A 16,881-nucleotide genomic window follows, 5' to 3' on the forward strand; every position below is an offset into this window, starting at 1 on the left:
CTGACACCGAGTGCCAACCACCATCGGCCACCGGCGTGCCGCCCCACCACGGCCGCCCGCCGCGTCGGATCACTGAAGGAGCCGTTCTGATGTCGGATTTCGTACCCGGCCTTGAGGGTGTAGTCGCCTTCGAGAGCGAGATCGCCGAACCCGACCGCGAGGGCGGGGCGCTGCGCTACCGCGGGGTGGACATCGAGGACCTGGTCGGCCAGGTCTCCTTCGGGCACGTCTGGGGCCTGCTGGTCGACGGCAAGTTCGCCCCCGGCCTGCCGGCCGCCGAGCCGTTCCCGATCCCGGTCCACTCCGGTGACATCCGGGTCGACGTGCAGTCCGCCCTCGCCATGCTCGCCCCGGTCTGGGGCCTCAAGCCGCTGCTGGACATCTCCGCCGAGCAGGCCCGCGACGACCTGGCCCGGGCCGCCGTGATGGCGCTGTCGTACGTGGCCCAGTCGGCCCGCGGCCAGGGCCTGCCGATGGTCCCGCAGCGCGAGATCGACAAGGCCGGGACGATCGTCGAGCGGTTCATGATCCGCTGGCGCGGCGAGCCGGACCCGAAGCACGTCAAGGCCGTCGACGCGTACTGGACCTCGGCCGCCGAGCACGGCATGAACGCCTCCACGTTCACCGCCCGGGTGATCGCCTCCACCGGCGCGGACGTCGCGGCGGCGCTGTCCGGCGCGGTCGGCGCGATGTCCGGCCCGCTGCACGGCGGCGCGCCCTCCCGGGTGCTCGGCATGATCGAGGAGATCGAGCGCACCGGCGACGCGGCCGCCTACGTGCGGAAGACCCTGGACAAGGGCGAGCGCCTGATGGGCTTCGGCCACCGGGTCTACCGCGCCGAGGACCCGCGCGCCCGGGTGCTGCGCCGCACCGCCAAGGAGCTCGGCGCGCCGCGCTACGAGATCGCCGAGGCGCTGGAGAAGGCCGCGCTGGAGGAGCTGCACAACCGCCGCCCGGACCGCGTCCTGGCCACCAACGTCGAGTTCTGGGCGGCCATCATGCTGGACTTCGCCGAGGTCCCGGCGCACATGTTCACCTCGATGTTCACCTGCGCCCGCACCGCCGGCTGGTCGGCGCACATCCTGGAGCAGAAGCGCACCGGCCGGCTGGTCCGCCCGGCCGCCCGCTACATCGGCCCGAGCTCCCGCAAGCCGCAGGAGATCGAGGGCTGGGACCAGATCGCCGGCTGACCCGCCTCCGGAGCCGCTCCCGGAGCCACTTCCGGGTGAAAAGCTGACGGAGCGTCAGTTCGGACACGTCCGCCGCCGGGCGCGCGCACGCCCCCTGACCAGGGGTCACGCGCCCCGGTGCGGGCTGTCCGGGGCGGGCAAGATCACGTCTCAGCGGCCGGACGGACGTTCCGCCGCCGCGCGTCCGGGGGATAGGCTGCGGGGGTGGCTCAGATTCAGATCCCCGCCGACAATCTGCCCAACGACGGCCGCTTCGGCTGCGGCCCCTCCAAGGTGCGCCCCGAGGCCCTGAGTGCCCTCGCCGCCACCGGAACCTCCCTGCTGGGCACCTCCCACCGCCAGGCCCCGGTCAAGAACATCGTCAAGCGCGTCCGCCAGGGCGTCGCCGAGCTGTTCTCGCTGCCGGAGGGCTACGAGGTCGTGCTCGGCAACGGCGGCTCCACCGCGTTCTGGGACATCGCCGCGTTCGGTCTGGTGCGCGAGAAGTCGCAGCACCTGGACTTCGGCGAGTTCTCCTCCAAGTTCGCCTCCTCCGTGAAGGCCGCCCCGTGGCTGGCCGAGCCGACGGTGATCAAGACCGCCCCGGGCACCCACCCGCTGCCGGTCGCCGAGGCGGGCGTGGACGTCTACGGCCTCACCCACAACGAGACCTCCACCGGCGTCGCGATGCCGATCCGCCGCCCCGAGGGCGCGGACGCCGGCTCGCTGGTCCTGGTCGACGCCACCTCCGGCGCCGGCGGCCTGCCGGTCGACATCCGCGAGACGGACGTCTACTACTTCGCCCCGCAGAAGTCCTTCGCCTCCGAGGGCGGCCTCTGGCTGGCCACCTTCTCGCCGGCCGCGCTGGAGCGCGCCGCGGAGATCGCCGGCTCCGGCCGGTACGTCCCGCCGTTCTTCGACCTGCCGACCGCGATCGACAACTCCTCGAAGGACCAGACGTACAACACCCCGTCCATCTCCACCCTCTTCCTGCTGGCCGACCAGCTGGAGTGGCTGAACGGCCAGGGCGGCCTGGACTGGGCGGTGGCCCGCACCGCGGAGTCCTCCTCGATCCTGTACTCCTGGGCCGAGAAGTCCTCCTTCGCGCAGCCCTTCGTGGCCAAGCCCGAGGAGCGCTCCCAGGTCGTCGGCACCATCGACTTCGACGACTCGGTCGACGCCGCCGCGGTCGCCAAGGCACTGCGTGCCAACGGCATCGTGGACACCGAGCCCTACCGCAAGCTGGGCCGCAACCAGCTGCGCATCGCGATGTTCCCGGCCGTCGACCCGGCCGACGTCGAGAAGCTCACCGGCGCCATCGACTACGTGGTCGAGCACCTGAACGACTGACCCGCCCGCCTCCGTCGAGGGCCCCGGTCCACCGGACCGGGGCCCTCGACGCGTCCCGGGGCCGCCCCGGCGGGCCGGACGGCGGCTACTTCTGCACGATGGCGCTGACGATCACCACGGCGAGCAGCAGGACGAACGCGCCGGTGACGATCCGCATACGGGTCTTCGGGTCCACCCTTCGAGACTAGCCGGTCGAACGCCCGGCCCCGCGATCAGGGGCCCGGGGAGAGCCCGGGGAAGAGCCGGGGAAGGGCTCCGGGAGGCGCGCCCCGGATGTTCCGCATGTCTCCGCGGCTGGAGGCCGTGGCGTTGGGCAGGCTGGGGGCATGCTCACCTACGACTCGACCGGGTTCCGCCTCGACGGGCGGCCGCTGCGCATCCTGTCCGGCGCGGTGCACTACTTCCGCAGCCGCCCCGAGCAGTGGGCCGACCGGCTCGCGGCGGTGCGGGCGATGGGGTTGAACACGGTCGAGACGTACGTGCCGTGGAACCTGCACGAGCCCGCGCCCGGCCGGTACGCGCGGCTGGACGAGCTCGGGGCGTTCCTCGACGAGGCGCACCGGCAGGGGCTGTGGACGATCGTCCGGCCCGGCCCGTACATCTGCGCCGAGTGGGACAACGGCGGGCTGCCCGGCTGGCTCACCGCCCGGCTCGGCCGGCGGGTCCGCAGCAGCGACCCGGAGTACCTGGCCGCCGTCGACGCCTACTTCGACGCGCTGCTGCCGCAGGTGGTCGGGCGGCAGTGGGGCCGTCCCGGCGGCGGCGTGCTGATGGTGCAGGTCGAGAACGAGTACGGGTCGTTCGGCGGCGACGCCGCGTACCTGGACCACCTGGCCCGCGGGCTGCGCGAGCGCGGGATCGCCGTCCCGCTGTTCACCTCCGACGGCCCCGAGGACCACCTGCTCGCGGCCGGCACCGTCCCCGGCGTGCTGGCCACCGTCAACTTCGGCTCCGACCCGGAGGGCGCCTTCGCCGTGCTGCGCCGCCACCGCCCCGAGGACCCGCCGTTCTGCATGGAGTTCTGGAACGGCTGGTTCGACCACTGGGGCGAGCCGCACCACACCCGGGACGCCGCCGACGCCGCCGACACGCTGCGCCGCCTGCTCGCCGCCGGCGGCTCGGTCAACCTCTACATGGCCCACGGCGGCACCAACTTCGGCACCACCGCCGGCGCCAACCACGCCGACCCGCCGTTCAACTCCACCGACTGGACGCACTCCCCGTACCAGCCGACCACCACCTCCTACGACTACGACGCCCCGCTCGACGAACGCGGCCTGCCCACCGCCAAGTTCGACGCCTTCCGGCAGGTCATCGCCGAGTTCGCCGCCGAACAGCCGGAACTCGTCCGCTACCTGGACGAGCGCGAACCCGTGCTGCCCGCCCCCGCACCGCTGCTGGCGGCCCGCGAGGTGCTCCTCGACGAGTGCGCCGAGCTGCCGTTCGGGCCCGCCGTCACCGCCCCCGTGCCGCCGTCGTTCGAGGAGCTCGGGCTGGAGCACGGCCTGGTCCGCTACACCGCGACGGTGCCCGCGCTCAGCCCCGAACTCCCGCTCACCGTCGAGGGGTTGTGCGACCGGGCCGCCCTGCGGGTGGACGGCGAGCACGTCGCCTCGCTCGAACGGGGCGTCCCCGCCGAGCCGGTCGCCGCGGGCGGCGGCGCCCGCGTCCGGCTGCTGGTCGAATCGCTCGGCCGGGTCAACTACGGGCCGCCGACTGGCGAGGCCAAGGGCCTCACCGGCGTCCGCCACGAACGCCAGTACCTGCACGGCTGGCAGGCCGAACCGCTCGCCCTCGACCCGCTCCCCGACCCCGGCACCTGGTCCCCCGGCACCCCCGCCCCGGAACTCCTCGCCCGCGGCACCCTGCACCTCGACGCCCCCGGCGACGCCTTCCTCGCCGTCCCCGAGGGCGGGCACGGCTACCTCTGGGTCAACGGCTTCCTGCTCGGCCGCTACGACGCCCGCGGCCCCCAGCACACCCTGTACTGCCCCTGGCCCCTCCTCCGCCCGGGGCCCAACACCCTCGCCCTGCTGGAACTCGGCACCACCGCCCCCGCCCGCGTCGTCCTCCGCGACGCCCCGGACCTGGGCTGAGACCCGCCGTGCGGCCCCGCGTCCCGGCCGCCGTTCACGTGCCCAGCGGCCAGCCCTCCACCACCGTGTAGCGGGCCGGGCCGTAGCCCGTCTCGCTGCGCATCAGCTGGATCCGGGCGGCCGTCCACGGCGTGCCCCGGAAGTCCCGCAGGGGGACGGCCAGCGTCTGCGGCCCGCCCGGGCCGGCGGGTCCGCGGCCGCGGGTGGTCGCGGCCCGGGCCAGGGTCAGGTGGGGGTGGAAGCCGCGTTCCTCGTCGGTGGCGTCGAGCGCCGTCCGCACGTCCGCCGCCAGCCGGCGCAGGGCCTGGACGTCCCCCTCGACGCCCGCCCAGAGCGCCCGTTCGCCGAAGGTGCCGGCCCCGGCCAGGCGCAGCCGGTGCACCGGGTGGGTGCTCGCGAGCCGGGCCAGCTCCCGTTCCAGCGCGGTCACCTCGTCGGCCGGGACCTCGCCCAGGAAGGCCAGCGTGAGGTGCCATCCGGCGGGTTCGGTCCAGCGCAGCCGGTCCGCGCCGGGGAGGGCGCGCAGGGGCTGTACGGCGTCGACGAGTTCCTGCTTGACGCGGGCCGGCGGGTTCACGGCGACGAAGAGCCTCATCCCGTCATCCTGCCGCACCCCCTGTCCGCGGGTCGGCCGGGAAGTCGGATAGAAAGAAGGTCATGCGCATCCGTACCGGAGGACCGGAATCCGCCGCCGTCCTGCTCTCCCTGCTCGACGGCGCGGTCGCCTGGCTGGCCGCCCGGGGCCGCACCGACCAGTGGGGCCCGGTGCCCTGGTCGCGGCGTCCGGGCGCGGTCGAACGGGCCGGGCGGGTCACGGCGGAGCACCTGGTCCGGATCGCCTGGCCCGACGACGGCGGCGGCCAGGGCGGTAGCGATGACGGCGGCGGCGGTGACGGCGGCGGCGGCGGTGACGGCGAGAGCGGCGGCGGTGACGGCGGTCCGCTCGGCATCTGCGTGCTGGCCGACCGCGCCCCCGCGGGCCTCCCGGCGGCGGGCGAGCCGGAGCTGTTCGTCCGCTGGCTGGTGACCGACCCGGCCCACCGCGGGGCGGGCGTCGGGGCGGCCCTGGTCGCCGACGCCCGCCGCCTGGCCCGCGAGCGCGGCGCCGGCCTGCTGCGGGTGGACTGCTACGCGGGCGGCGACGGCGGGCTGGTCGCCCAGTACGAGCGGCTGGGGTTCACCCGCACCGCCGCGTTCACCGAGGACCGGCCGACCGGCCCGTGGCCCGGGCAACTGCTGGAGCTGCGCGTCCACCCGGGCCGGCGGGCCGGTCCGCCGGCGGACCGGCCCGCGGACTGACCCGCCGAGGGACTAGCAGGCGGTCGCCAGGTCGTCCTTCTGCACCACCGAGAACACCCGGCCCCGGGTCCGCACCGGGTGCGGGTCCAGGCGCAGGCGCAGGCCGCTGATCCGGCCGAGCACCAGGGCGACCACGCCGGCCGCCGCGGCGGAGACCAGGCCGCAGGCGAGCAGGCCGAAGCGCGGGCCGTACTGGGCGGTGATCCAGCCGACCAGCGGGGCGCCGATCGGGGTGCCGCCGGTGAAGACCAGGACCAGCAGGCCCATGACGCGGCCGCGCATCTCGGGGTCGGTGCCGAGCTGGAGGGCCGAGTTGACCGAGGTGTTGAAGGTCAGACCGAACACGCCGATCAGGGTGAGCAGCAGGGCGAAGGTCCAGTAGCCCGGGGCGAACGCGGCCAGCACCTCCAGCGCGCCGAAGGCGCACGCGGCGAAGACCAGGCGGCGCAGCCGGGGCGCGCCGCGGCGGGCGGCGAGCAGGGCGCCGGTCAGTGAGCCGACCGCCATCGCGGTGTTGAGCAGGCCGTACGCGCCCGCGCCGACGTGGAAGGTGTCGTGCGCGAAGCCGGAGAGCAGGGTCGGGAAGTTGAAGCCGAAGGTCCCGATGAAACCGGCGAGCACCATCGGCCAGAGCAGCTCGGGGCGCTCCTTGACGTACCGCAGGCCCTCGCGGAGCTGTCCGCGCTCGCGGGCGATCCGCTCGACGGGGCGCAGTTCGCTGCTGCGCATGGCGAGCAGGCCGCCGATAACCGCGACGAAGGAGAACGCGTTCACGGCGAACGCCCAGCCGCTGCCGACCGCGGCGATCAGCGCGCCGGCGACGGCCGGGCCGACCAGGCGGGCGGTCTGGAAGTTGGCGGCGTTCAGGCTGACCGCGTTGGCCAGGTCCTTGGCGGGCACCATCTCGCTGACGAACGCCTGCCGGGTCGGGTTGTCGACCACCGTGACCAGGCCGAGCAGCAGCGCGAACAGGTACACCACGACGGGCGTGACGGCACCGGTGACGGTGAGCACGGCGAGGACGGCGGCGAGCAGGCCCATCGCGCCCTGGGTCGCGATCAGCAGGCGGCGCTTGGGCAGCCGGTCGGCGAGGACGCCGCCCCACAGGCCGAGCAGCAGCATCGGCAGGAACTGCATGGCGGTGGTGATGCCGACCGCGAACGGGCTGCCGGTGAGGCTGAGCACCAGCCAGTCCTGGGCGATGCGCTGCATCCAGGTGCCGGTGTTGGAGACCACCTGGCCGGCGAAGTAGTACCGGTAATTACGGATGCGCAGGGACGAGAACATCCCTCCCGGGCGGGTGAACCGGCCCGGCGAAGCGGCGGGGGTCACCGCCGCGGTGCGTTCGTCGGGGTCGTCGTCGCCGCTGCCCGGCAGGCCCGCGGAGGCGGGTGCCTGGCTCTGCGCGGCGGGGGCGCCGGCGGGCGCCGCCCCGGTGGTGGCGGCCGCTTCGTCGACGAGCGGTTCTTCGTGGCGCGGGCCCGCGGGGCGGGTGACCGGGCGCCGGGTGTCGGTACGGAGGTCGGTGCGGATGGTCGCGGTGCGGATCGCGGCGGCGCGGGCGGCCGGCGGTGTCAAGATGGTCTCCCCTCGGCGCACCGCGACCGGTCGGGCGGTCGCGGTGCGGTCTGTGGCACTGGTGGGTCCTGCGGTGATGCGGTTCTCCTTCGTTCACCCGGGACGGGTCGGGCGGGATCGGGGCGGTGCTACAGGTTGGCCAGCTTGTAGAGCACGGGCGCGGCCGCCTTGAGCCGCTCCCACTCCTCCGCGTCGAGGCCCTCGGCCAGCCCGGCCAGCCAGGCGTTGCGCCGGCGGCGGGACTCGTTGAGGATCTCCTCGGCCTGCTCCGTACTGCTGACCACCACCTGTCGGCGGTCCTCCGGGTGCGGCTCGCGCCGCACCAGGCCCTTCTCCTCCAGCATCGCGATGATCCTGGTCATGGACGGCGGCTGGACGTGCTCCTTGCGGGCCAGCTCGCCCGGCGTCGCCTTGCCGCAGCGGGCGAGCGTGCCGAGCACCCCCATCTCGGTGGGGCTCAGCGACTCCTCGACCCGCTGGTGTCGCAACCGGCGGGCCAGGCGCATCGCGGCCGACCGCAGCTGGCTGACCGCCAGCAGGTCGTCCTCGTACATCTCGGGCATGTCCTTAGCCTACGTCATTACCGAGTCTAAGGAAAATTGATTTCGACCACACGCGCGCGAGGCATCCGTCCGTTCGACTCGACGCCGGCCGCCCGCTCCTCCCCGTCCGGCGCGCGCTCAGTCCGCGGTGAGGTGGAAGCCCAGCCGTCCGAAGCGCAGCCGGTCGCCGGCCCGGACCACGGTGCCGCCGGCCACCCGGCGGTCGTTGACGTAGGTGCCGTTGCTGGAGCCCAGGTCGTAGAGGACCCAGTCGCCGGTCTCGAAGCGCAGCTCGGCGTGGCGCCGGGAGACGGTCGAGTCGCCCAGCCGGAGGTCGGAGCCGGTCATCCGGCCGATCCGCAGCCGCCGCACGCCCGGATCGGGCAGCCGCAGCCTGGTCAGCTGCTCGGCGTGCCAGGTCTGCCGCAGCCGGACCTGGAGCGCGGAGACCCTGGCGACGGTGCGCAGCAGCGCCCGGGAGACCGGTCCGTAGGTGCGCAGGTCGCCGACCACCTCGGCGAGTTCGGCGCGGCTGCGGGCGGTCAGCACCAGTTCCATCCGGCGGATGAAGGTGTCGTGCGAGAGCCGGCCGCTGCCGACCCCGTCCCGCAGCAGTTCCAGCGCGCTGTCCCGCTCGGCCTGCGAGGGGCGGGCGAGCTGGGTGCTGAACTCCTGAGCGGCCATAGCGTGATTGTCGGGCGGGCGACCCGCACTGTCCAGCACGCGGCGGGCCCCGCTCCGGAGGACAGGACCGACTCCCGTACGGCCGGACGGTTTTCGGCCCGATCCGCGCCAACTCCCGCCCACCGGGCCGCCGTCCTGGCAGGATCCGGCACAGCACCGACGTCCAGCCCGGGGAGCGCCCGCCATGCCCGTGATCGCCGTGACCGGGCACCTCGACCTCGCCCCGGACACCGCCTGCGCCGTCCGCACCGCCCTGGACGCCCTCCTCGCGCCGTACCCCGCAACGGAGTTGACCGGCGTCTCTTGCCTCGCCCCGGGCGCCGACACCCTGTTCGCGGAGGCCGTCCTGGCCCGCGGCGCCCGCCTGCTCGCCGTCCTGCCCGCCCCCGACTACCCACCCCCACCGACCGACCCGGCCGACCGCGCCGCCTTCGACCGCCTCCGGGCCGCCGCACACCGGGTCCTGGTCCTGCCCGCCGCCCGGCTCGACCCGGCCGCGTACGTCGCCGCCAACGACCGACTGCTACGCCTCGCCGACCGCCTGATCGCAGTCTGGGACGGCCGCCCCGGCAACGGCCCGGGCGGAACGGCCGACATGGTCGCCACCGCCCGAGCCGCCGGCCTTCCGGTCGACGTCCTGTGGCCCCCCGGCTCCTCCCGCACCGGCCGCCTCCCCTGACCGGACGCCGGACAAGCCTCCCGGCCTCGTCGAGGAGGCCGAACTCCCCACCGGCCACAGCGCCCGCGAACGCTGTCCGACAGCCCGGCCCGGCGGCTTCGAGCGGGACCGCCCCTACTCCGGCCAGTTACCGTGACACCCGGTCCGAACGGTCTCCGGTCGCACAACGCCCGGGCGTGGCGGCGGTTCCAGGTACACCTCGCACCACACGGCACCCTTGTCCCGGCTGTCGCCCTGCGGGCGGTGGGAGCCGGAGTGCCCGAAGCGGTCGCCGGCGGCCAAGGTGTCCAGGACTTCCCGGTCGTCGATCCCGTCGCCGTACAGGCGGACGGAGACCCGGTACCCGCCGGGGATCTCCGCCACCCTCACCTCCTGGCCGCAAGCCTTCGCCAGCCGATCGGCCACCGCCCACGCCCGGTGCCGCAAGTCCTCCGCCGGATACCCTGGTTGTCCGCTGCTCACGAGACACCGTCCAGTACGTGCAGTGCCCCGTCCGGGGTGATCAGCCTGAGGACTTCCAGGTACTTGTCCGACAGACTGCCGAGATCCAGCTCCGGAAACGCCACCACCACCGCATGCAACTCACCACGAAGGAAGGCGAGTTCCAGCAACGACTCGGCCAACTGCCGCATCCACGGCAACCCCGCGCACCCCAGTGTGGCACCGACGAACTCCTTGGGCACGTCCGGCTGGCGCACCGGCGACAGCCCCGGCGGCGGCTCCAACCGCGCCATCCGAAACGCCCGCCCCAACAACTCCGCTGCCGCTTCGGGTTCCGCGAACCCCTCCCGCAGGAAACGCCGGAGCACACCCCTCGCACCCATTGGCGCATCAGCGTGCAGCACTTGTCGCTCACCTGTCTCTCACAGTGAATGGGCCAACGGCGATCACTTCTGGTTAACACGCCGTCACTCTCAGATGATCTGCCGCCTTTCCGGACGTTCCCACTGCGTTCGCGGGACGTTCGGGACGTTCCGTCGGTACGTTTCGTCTCGTCCCGCACAGGCTCAAGGGGTGAACTTTGAACCACGCTCTCCGCCATGCGATGGCAAGTGCCAAGATGACCGAAGCGAAGCTCGCAGAGGTGTGCGGCGTCGACGGCAAGACGGTCAACCGATGGATCGTCAACCCGGCCCGCGTTCCCCGCGCCCGACACAGGTGGGCGGCATGCGAAGCGCTGGGAGAGGAGGAAGCTACGTTGTGGCCCACAGCCGTTCGTTCGGCGCTCAGAACCGGACCGGACCGTGAGGTCGTCCAGGTCTTCCCGTACCGGTCGGCGGCACCCGCGTCGCTCTGGCGCTCGCTCATCACGAAGGCGCGGCACGAACTGGTCTTCGCCGGCTACACCAACTACTTCCTCTGGCTGGAGCAGGCGAACCTGGCCGGCGCGCTGCGGCGCAAGGCCCTGGCCGGGTGCCGGGTCAGGTTCCTGATCGGCGATCCGGACAGCTCCGTCACGCAGGCCCGCGAAGCCGAGGAGGGCGTTCCGCTCACCCTGTCCACGCGTATCGCCGTGACGATGAGCGAGTTGCAGCGGCTCCGGGGCGTCGGGAACGTCGAGGGGCGCTTCGAGACCGGGCACGTCAGCCTCTCGGTCTTCCGCTTCGACGACGAGATGATCGTGACGCCGATCCTGGCCCGCCGGGTCGGTCACGATTCGCCGATGATGCACCTCAGGCGCGCGCAGGACGACGGCATGTTCGACCGGTTCGCCGAGCACGTGGAGGAACTCTGGGGCCGTGGGCGCGACATCTGGGAGGAGGCACCGCGTGGCCAGGCGTGACTACGAGGACGACCCGCGCGCGCCGAAGGCCAACAGCCTCGTCCCGGCCGCCTCGGTGGTGGTCGTGGACGACACCGGCCGCGTCCTGCTCCAGCGGCGCGTCGACAACGGGATGTGGGCGCTGCCCGGCGGCCGGATGGAACTGGGCGAGTCGCTGGCGGGCTGCGGCATCCGGGAGACCTTCGAGGAGACCGGCATCCGGGTGGAGATCACCGGCATCGTGGGCACGTACACCAACCCGGGCCACGTCTTCGCCTACGACGACGGCGAGGTGCGCCAGGAGTTCTCCGTCTGCCTGCTGGCCCGCCCCGTCGGCGGCGACCTCCGCACCTCGGACGAGTCCTCCGAGGTCGCCTGGTTCGACCCGGCCGACATCGACGCCCTGCCCATGGTCCCCAGCATCCGCAAACGCCTCGCCGACTGGCGCTCCGGACGAGGCCCGGCGGTCCGCTGACCCCCGCCCACCAGCACCGAACCGACCGCAGGGGACGGCCCGGCCGCCGACACCGCCGCCAGCCATACCGCCGGAAGGAACCGAACCCGTGGCCCAGACAAGCACCGATCGGCCCATCGCACTCGAGCCCGCCACGGAGTCGATGACACTGCTGGTCGCCGCAGTGATCGTCCACGACCGCGAGGCCCGACGAGTGGCCCTCCTCCGGCGCGGCCCGAAGGCCAAGTTCGCCCAGGGCAGGTGGGACCTCCCCGTCGGCAAGAACGAGCCGGGCGAGCCGATCACCCAGACCGCTGTGCGCGAACTCGCCGAAGAGACCGGACTCGTCGTGTCGCCCGACGCCCTGCACCTGGTGCACGTCATCCACGGAGCACGGGGCGTCGAAGCCCCCCATGGCTTCCTGACCGTGGTGTTCGCCGCCCACGAGTGGTCCGGCAGCCTCCACAACGGGGAGCCCGAGAAGCACTCCGAAGTCGCCTGGGTGAGCACCGAGGCACTCCCCCAGGAGTTCGTCTCCACCACGGGGGCGGCCCTCGACCACTACCTCCGGAACGACCCCGGCGTCTCGCTCGATTCCTGGTGAACCGGATCGGGAAGACCGGACGCGAGCGGCCCCGCACTCACAGCAGAGTGCGGGGCCGTCGTGGGGCCGGGCGGCGTCAGAGCAGGCCGAGGGCCGGCATCAGGTAGTAGAAGGCGAAGACGGCGGCGACGCCGTACATCGCGATCGGGACGGTGCGGGCGCGGCCGGCGACGATGCGCAGGAGGCAGAAGGTGATGAAGCCGAAGCCGATGCCGTTGGTGATGGAGTAGGTGAACGGCATCATCACGATGGTGAGGAAGGCCGGCATCGCGATGGTGAAGTCGGACCAGTCGATCTCCTTGATGGAGTTCGCCAGGATCAGGAAGCCGACGGTGACCAGGGCGGGGGTGGCGGCCTGGGCGGGGACCATGGTCGCCAGCGGGGTGAGGAAGAGGGCGAGCAGGAAGAGCGCGCCGGTGACGATCGAGGCGAAGCCGGTGCGGGCGCCCTCGCCGACGCCGGCGGTGGACTCGACGAAGCAGGTGTTGGCGGAGGAGGAGGTCGCGCCGCCCGCGGCGGTGGCGATGCCGTCGACCATCAGGATCTTGTTGATGCCCGGGAGGTCGCCCTTCTCGTCGAGCAGGTGGGCCTCGTCGGCGACGCCGAGGATGGTGCCCATCGCGTCGAAGAAGCAGCTCATCAGCACGGTGAAGACGAACAGGATGCCGGTCAGGACGCTGACGTGCTGGAAGCCGCCGAACAGGCTGAAGTGGCCGACCAGGCCGAAGTCGGGGGTGGCGACCGGGTTGCCGGGCCAGGCGGGGACGGTGAGGCCCCAGGTCTCGGCGGAGAGGTCGGCGAACTGCTGGATGATCACCGCGAGGGCGGTCATCACGGCGATCGAGATCAGGATCGCGCCGGGCACCTTGCGGATGACCAGGGCCATGGTGAGCAGCAGGCCGAGGATGAAGATCAGCACGGGCCAGCCGTGCAGGTGGCCGCCGACGCCGAGCTGGAGCGGGACGGTGGTGTGGGCGGCGTCCGGGATGCGGGAGACGAAGCCGGAGTCGACCAGGCCGACCAGGGTGATGAACAGGCCGATGCCGATCGCGATGGCCTTGCGCAGGCCGAGCGGGACGGCGTTCATGACCCGCTCGCGCAGGCCGGTGGCGACCAGCAGCATGATCGCGAAGCCGGCCAGGACGACCATGCCCATCGCGTCCGGCCAGGTCATCTGGGGGGCGAGCTGGAGCGCCACGATGGTGTTGACGCCCAGGCCGGCGGCGAGGCCGATCGGGACGTTGCCGATGACGCCCATCAGCAGGGTGGTCAGACCGGCGGTGAGCGCGGTCGCGGTGACCAGCTGCCCGCCGGCGAGGTGGGTGCCGTTCATGTCCGTGGCCGAGGCCAGGATGATCGGGTTGAGCACCAGGATGTACGCCATCGTGAAGAAGGTGGCGACACCACCGCGGATCTCGCGGGGCAGGGTGGAGCCCCGCTGCGAGATCTTGAAGAAGCGGTCCAGGGCGCCGGACGGGGGCTGCGGCGGGTTCTGGGAGGGCTCGGGCGACGCGGTGGTCGACTGGGCCTGCGGAGACATGTCGGGGGTCCTCGATCGGGAGAGGCCGGGGGGCCAGGGGGGGGAAGCCAGGGTGGGGGCATTTCAGTATGTCGACGCCGGTCGTGCACGCGCCATCTTCGCGCGTAGAGCAAGGCCATTACGGTCACGCTCGATCACGTTCGGACGACTCCGGGTGGCGGCGGCGGACCGGACCGCCTCTCCCGGAGCGCCGGGCCCGCCCCGTAGGCTAGGGCCCATGCCCAAGACCGCGCTGCGCTCCGCTCCCCCGCCCCTCGAGGGGAACGACGTCGCCATCGTCGGCACCGGCACGGTGCTGTGGTTCGTCGGCTTCGTGGCGCTGGTGCCGTTCCAGGGCCGACTGTCCGACCACGGCCACGGCACCTGGCCGTGGATCTGCCTGTCCGGCGGCCTGCTCGGCCTGATCGGCCTCAAGTACTGCACCGCCCGCCGCGCCGCGATCCGCCGCGCCCGCGCCGCCGAGGCGGCCGAGGCCACCGGGAGCGGCACCGGCGGCGACGACGGCAGTGACAACGGCACGGGCGCCGGGAGCGGCACCGGAGCCGCCCGCTGAGGCTCCGGCCCCCGCCACCCGTCCGGCCCGACACCGCCCCGAGGCGGGACGCGCCGGACAAATCGCCCACCTAGAGTCGGTGCCATGACGCACTCAGCGGAAGGCACCGCCGCGCACGGCCCCGGTCCGGACCCCGATCCGGCCCCGGGCCGGGCCCCGGATCAGGCCCCCGGCGCGCACCCCACCGGCGCGGGCGGCGCGTACCAGCCCGGGCTGAGCGCGGCCGAGGTCGCCGAGCGGGTCGCCCGCGGCCAGGTGAACGACGTCCCGGTGCGTTCCAGCCGGTCGGTGCGGGAGATCGTCCGGGCCAACGTGTTCACCCGGTTCAACGCGCTCATCGGGGTGATGTTCGGCATCATCCTGGTCGTCGGACCGATCCAGGACGGCCTGTTCGGCCTGGTCATCGTGGCCAACACGGCGATCGGCATCATCCAGGAGACCCGCGCCAAGAAGACCCTGGACAGCCTCGCGCTGATCGGCGAGGCCCGCCCCCAGGTCCGCCGGGACGGCGCCGCCGTGCAGGTCGGCACCGGCGAGGTCGTGCTGGACGACACCGTGCTGCTCGGCATCGGCGACAAGGCCGTGGTGGACGGCACCGTCACCGAGGCGGACGGCCTGGAGATCGACGAGTCGCTGCTGACCGGCGAGCCCGACCCCGTCCTCAAGCACCCCGGCGACCGCGTGATGTCCGGTTCCTTCGTGGTGGCCGGCGCGGGCGCGTTCACCGCCACCAAGGTCGGCCGGGACGCCTACGCCGCCAGGCTCGCCGAGGAGGCCAGCAGGTTCACCCTGGTCAAGTCCGAGCTGCGCACCGGCATCGACCGGATCCTGCGGTTCATCACCTACCTGCTGGTCCCCACCGCGCTCGGCCTGGTGATCAGCCAGCTCGCGGTGGAGCGCAACGACTGGAGGGAGGCCGTCCGCCGGATGGTGGCCGGCATCGTGCCGATGGTGCCCGAGGGCCTGGTGCTGCTCACCTCGGTGGCCTTCGCGATCGGGGTGGTCCGGCTCGGCCGCAAGCAGTGCCTGGTCCAGGAGCTGCCCGCGATCGAGGGGCTGGCCCGGGTCGACACCGTCTGCCTCGACAAGACCGGCACCCTCACCGAGGGCGGCATGGACCTGGTCGACCTCCGCCCGCTGGCCAACCCCCGGCAGGCCCCGCAGGCCGACCCGGCGGTGCTGGCCGAGGCGCTCGGCGCGATCGGCGCCGCCGACACCCGCCCCAACCCCAGCATGCGGGCCGTCATCGAGGCGTACGGGCCGCCGCCGGAGGGCCGCTGGCGGGTGCTGGAGGCGATCCCGTTCTCCTCCGCCCGCAAGTGGAGCGGCGTCCAGCTGCTCGAACCGGGCGGCACCGAGGGCAGTTGGCTGCTCGGCGCCCCGGACGTGCTGCTGCCGGCCGGTTCGGACGCGCTCGCCGAGGTCGACGAGCTGGGCGCGAAGGGGCTGCGCGTCCTGCTGCTGGGCCGCAGCCCGCTGCCGCTGGACGACCCCGACCCGGCCGCCGAGCTGCGGCCGCTCGCCCTGCTGGTGCTCCGGCAGCGGCTGCGCGAGGACGCCGCGGACACCCTGCGCTACTTCCGCTCCCAGGACGTCCGGGCCAAGGTCATCTCCGGCGACAGCGCCGTCTCGGTGGGCGCCGTCGCCGCCCACCTCGGCCTGCCCGGCGCCGAGACCGCGACCGACGCCCGCACCCTGCCCGCCGACCCCGCCGAGCTGGCCGAGGCCGCCGACCGCACCGCCGTCTTCGGCCGGGTCACCCCGCAGCAGAAGCGCGCCCTGGTCGGCGCCCTGCAGTCCAAGGGCCGCACCGTCGCGATGACCGGCGACGGCGTCAACGACGTCCTCGCCCTCAAGGACGCCGACATCGGCGTCGCGATGGGCACCGGCTCGGACGCCACCCGGGCCGTCGCCCAGATCGTCCTGCTCGACGACCGCTTCGCCACCCTGCCCTCGGTGGTCGCCGAGGGCCGCCGGGTGATCGGCAACATCGAGCGGGTCGCCGGGCTGTTCCTGGTCAAGACCGTCTACTCGGTGCTGCTGGCCCTGCTGGTGGTGTTCACCCAGGTCCCGTACCCGTTCCTGCCCCGGCACTCGACGGTGCTGTCCTCGCTGACCATCGGCATCCCGGCGTTCTTCCTGGCCCTGGCCCCCAACAACGAGCGCGCCCGCACCGGCTTCGTCCGCCGGGTCCTGCGGCTGGCCGTCCCCGGCGGGATCGTCTGCGGCGCGGCGACCTTCACCGCCTACGCGCTGGCCCGCGGCGACGACGAGACCACCCTGGAGGCCGACACCTCGGTCGCGACGCTCACCCTCTTCATCGTGGCCGTCTGGGTGCTCGCCATCGTCGCCCGCCCCTACACCTGGTGGCGCCTGCTGCTGATCGGCACCATGTCCGGCGCCTTCGCGCTGGTCCTGGTGGTGCCCTGGCTCGCCGACTTCTTCCAGCTCCACCTGGTCGGCTGGCGCGACCCGCTGACCGGCGTGGCGATCGCCCTGATCGCGGGCGGCCTGCTGGAGATCAGCGCCCGGGTCTTCGCCGAGAAGAGCTCCTAGAAGGCCGGCGGGGAA

Annotated in this window: 16 protein-coding genes; 10 read left to right on the top strand and 6 right to left on the bottom strand. The window is 73.4% G+C overall.

The genetic code is table 11. The annotated features are described in order from the left end of the window. Positions 1–89 precede the first annotated feature (89 nt). The 3 genes from ACIP60_RS11750 (at position 90) to ACIP60_RS11760 (ending at position 4,615) form a co-directional block, all read left to right on the top strand. The gene (locus ACIP60_RS11750; RefSeq protein ID WP_400682456.1) at positions 90–1,190 is read left to right on the top strand and encodes a citrate synthase 2; all 1,101 of its coding nucleotides are present in this window, start codon (positions 90–92) and stop codon (positions 1,188–1,190) included. A 204-nt stretch (positions 1,191–1,394) separates the two neighbouring features. After that, the gene (gene serC, locus ACIP60_RS11755; RefSeq protein WP_100836769.1) at positions 1,395–2,519 is read left to right on the top strand and encodes a phosphoserine transaminase; all 1,125 of its coding nucleotides are present in this window, start codon (positions 1,395–1,397) and stop codon (positions 2,517–2,519) included. Positions 2,520–2,845: 326 nt separating this feature from the next. Continuing rightward, positions 2,846–4,615 (top strand): beta-galactosidase family protein, encoded by a 1,770-nt coding sequence (locus ACIP60_RS11760; protein ID WP_400682458.1) that lies wholly within the window; start codon positions 2,846–2,848, stop codon positions 4,613–4,615. 34 nt (positions 4,616–4,649) lie between these two features. Here the strand turns inward: ACIP60_RS11760 and thpR are convergent, their stop codons facing one another. After that, complete coding sequence (gene thpR, locus ACIP60_RS11765) at positions 4,650–5,210, bottom strand: RNA 2',3'-cyclic phosphodiesterase (protein WP_400682460.1); 561 nt, start codon at positions 5,208–5,210, stop codon at positions 4,650–4,652. Between the two features lie 62 nt (positions 5,211–5,272). Between thpR and ACIP60_RS11770 the strand changes: the two genes are divergently transcribed. Further along, complete coding sequence (locus ACIP60_RS11770; protein ID WP_400682461.1) at positions 5,273–5,914, top strand: GNAT family N-acetyltransferase; 642 nt, start codon at positions 5,273–5,275, stop codon at positions 5,912–5,914. A gap of 12 nt (positions 5,915–5,926) precedes the next feature. On the opposite strand, the gene ACIP60_RS11775 is transcribed toward ACIP60_RS11770, so the two are convergent. From ACIP60_RS11775 to ACIP60_RS11785, 3 genes are all read right to left on the bottom strand, one after another. After that, the gene (locus ACIP60_RS11775) at positions 5,927–7,201 is read right to left on the bottom strand and encodes an MFS transporter (RefSeq protein ID WP_400682704.1); all 1,275 of its coding nucleotides are present in this window, start codon (positions 7,199–7,201) and stop codon (positions 5,927–5,929) included. Positions 7,202–7,620: 419 nt separating this feature from the next. Then, the gene (locus tag ACIP60_RS11780) at positions 7,621–8,055 is read right to left on the bottom strand and encodes a MarR family winged helix-turn-helix transcriptional regulator (protein ID WP_100836774.1); all 435 of its coding nucleotides are present in this window, start codon (positions 8,053–8,055) and stop codon (positions 7,621–7,623) included. A gap of 117 nt (positions 8,056–8,172) precedes the next feature. Beyond that, the gene (locus tag ACIP60_RS11785) at positions 8,173–8,718 is read right to left on the bottom strand and encodes an FHA domain-containing protein (protein WP_400682462.1); all 546 of its coding nucleotides are present in this window, start codon (positions 8,716–8,718) and stop codon (positions 8,173–8,175) included. A 184-nt stretch (positions 8,719–8,902) separates the two neighbouring features. On the opposite strand from ACIP60_RS11785, the gene ACIP60_RS11790 reads away from it, so the two are divergent. After that, entirely contained in the window at positions 8,903–9,397 is a 495-nt protein-coding gene (locus ACIP60_RS11790) for a hypothetical protein (RefSeq protein WP_400682463.1), read from the top strand. Positions 9,398–9,855: 458 nt separating this feature from the next. Here the strand turns inward: ACIP60_RS11790 and ACIP60_RS11795 are convergent, their stop codons facing one another. Then, positions 9,856–10,242, bottom strand: coding sequence for a hypothetical protein (locus ACIP60_RS11795; protein WP_400682464.1), 387 nt, complete (start codon positions 10,240–10,242; stop codon positions 9,856–9,858). A 215-nt stretch (positions 10,243–10,457) separates the two neighbouring features. Between ACIP60_RS11795 and ACIP60_RS11800 the strand changes: the two genes are divergently transcribed. From ACIP60_RS11800 to ACIP60_RS11810, 3 genes are all read left to right on the top strand, one after another. Continuing rightward, positions 10,458–11,180, top strand: coding sequence for a DUF5919 domain-containing protein (locus ACIP60_RS11800; RefSeq protein ID WP_400682466.1), 723 nt, complete (start codon positions 10,458–10,460; stop codon positions 11,178–11,180). Further along, entirely contained in the window at positions 11,167–11,634 is a 468-nt protein-coding gene (locus ACIP60_RS11805) for an NUDIX hydrolase (protein ID WP_400682467.1), read from the top strand. Before ACIP60_RS11800 ends, ACIP60_RS11805 begins: the two co-directional genes overlap by 14 nt. Positions 11,635–11,722: 88 nt before the next feature. Beyond that, positions 11,723–12,217 (top strand): NUDIX domain-containing protein, encoded by a 495-nt coding sequence (locus tag ACIP60_RS11810; protein WP_400682468.1) that lies wholly within the window; start codon positions 11,723–11,725, stop codon positions 12,215–12,217. Positions 12,218–12,293: 76 nt separating this feature from the next. On the opposite strand, the gene ACIP60_RS11815 is transcribed toward ACIP60_RS11810, so the two are convergent. After that, the gene (locus ACIP60_RS11815; RefSeq protein ID WP_400682469.1) at positions 12,294–13,757 is read right to left on the bottom strand and encodes an NCS2 family permease; all 1,464 of its coding nucleotides are present in this window, start codon (positions 13,755–13,757) and stop codon (positions 12,294–12,296) included. A gap of 217 nt (positions 13,758–13,974) precedes the next feature. On the opposite strand from ACIP60_RS11815, the gene ACIP60_RS11820 reads away from it, so the two are divergent. Together ACIP60_RS11820 and ACIP60_RS11825 are read left to right on the top strand one after the other, a co-directional pair. Beyond that, positions 13,975–14,310: a DUF2530 domain-containing protein gene (locus ACIP60_RS11820; protein WP_400682470.1), complete on the top strand. Its 336-nt coding sequence runs from the start codon at positions 13,975–13,977 to the stop codon at positions 14,308–14,310. An 84-nt stretch (positions 14,311–14,394) separates the two neighbouring features. Then, complete coding sequence (locus ACIP60_RS11825) at positions 14,395–16,866, top strand: HAD-IC family P-type ATPase (protein WP_400682471.1); 2,472 nt, start codon at positions 14,395–14,397, stop codon at positions 16,864–16,866. The last annotated feature ends 15 nt before the right edge of the window (positions 16,867–16,881 follow it).

This window comes from Kitasatospora sp. NPDC088783, from assembly GCF_044750705.1.
Lineage (GTDB): Bacteria > Actinomycetota > Actinomycetes > Streptomycetales > Streptomycetaceae > Kitasatospora > Kitasatospora fiedleri.

Excerpts from the sequence above, each read along its gene's own strand:
- ACIP60_RS11750 (WP_400682456.1), top strand. The coding sequence starts at position 90 with ATGTCGGATTTCGTACCCGGCCTTGAGGGTGTAGTCGCCTTCGAGAGC.
- ACIP60_RS11760 (WP_400682458.1), top strand. The coding sequence starts at position 2,846 with ATGCTCACCTACGACTCGACCGGGTTCCGCCTCGACGGGCGGCCGCTG.
- thpR (WP_400682460.1), bottom strand. The coding sequence starts at position 5,210 with ATGAGGCTCTTCGTCGCCGTGAACCCGCCGGCCCGCGTCAAGCAGGAA.
- ACIP60_RS11770 (WP_400682461.1), top strand. The coding sequence starts at position 5,273 with ATGCGCATCCGTACCGGAGGACCGGAATCCGCCGCCGTCCTGCTCTCC.
- ACIP60_RS11775 (WP_400682704.1), bottom strand. The coding sequence starts at position 7,201 with ATGTTCTCGTCCCTGCGCATCCGTAATTACCGGTACTACTTCGCCGGC.
- ACIP60_RS11780 (WP_100836774.1), bottom strand. The coding sequence starts at position 8,055 with ATGCCCGAGATGTACGAGGACGACCTGCTGGCGGTCAGCCAGCTGCGG.
- ACIP60_RS11785 (WP_400682462.1), bottom strand. The coding sequence starts at position 8,718 with ATGGCCGCTCAGGAGTTCAGCACCCAGCTCGCCCGCCCCTCGCAGGCC.
- ACIP60_RS11790 (WP_400682463.1), top strand. The coding sequence starts at position 8,903 with ATGCCCGTGATCGCCGTGACCGGGCACCTCGACCTCGCCCCGGACACC.
- ACIP60_RS11800 (WP_400682466.1), top strand. The coding sequence starts at position 10,458 with ATGACCGAAGCGAAGCTCGCAGAGGTGTGCGGCGTCGACGGCAAGACG.
- ACIP60_RS11815 (WP_400682469.1), bottom strand. The coding sequence starts at position 13,757 with ATGTCTCCGCAGGCCCAGTCGACCACCGCGTCGCCCGAGCCCTCCCAG.
- ACIP60_RS11820 (WP_400682470.1), top strand. The coding sequence starts at position 13,975 with ATGCCCAAGACCGCGCTGCGCTCCGCTCCCCCGCCCCTCGAGGGGAAC.
- ACIP60_RS11825 (WP_400682471.1), top strand. The coding sequence starts at position 14,395 with ATGACGCACTCAGCGGAAGGCACCGCCGCGCACGGCCCCGGTCCGGAC.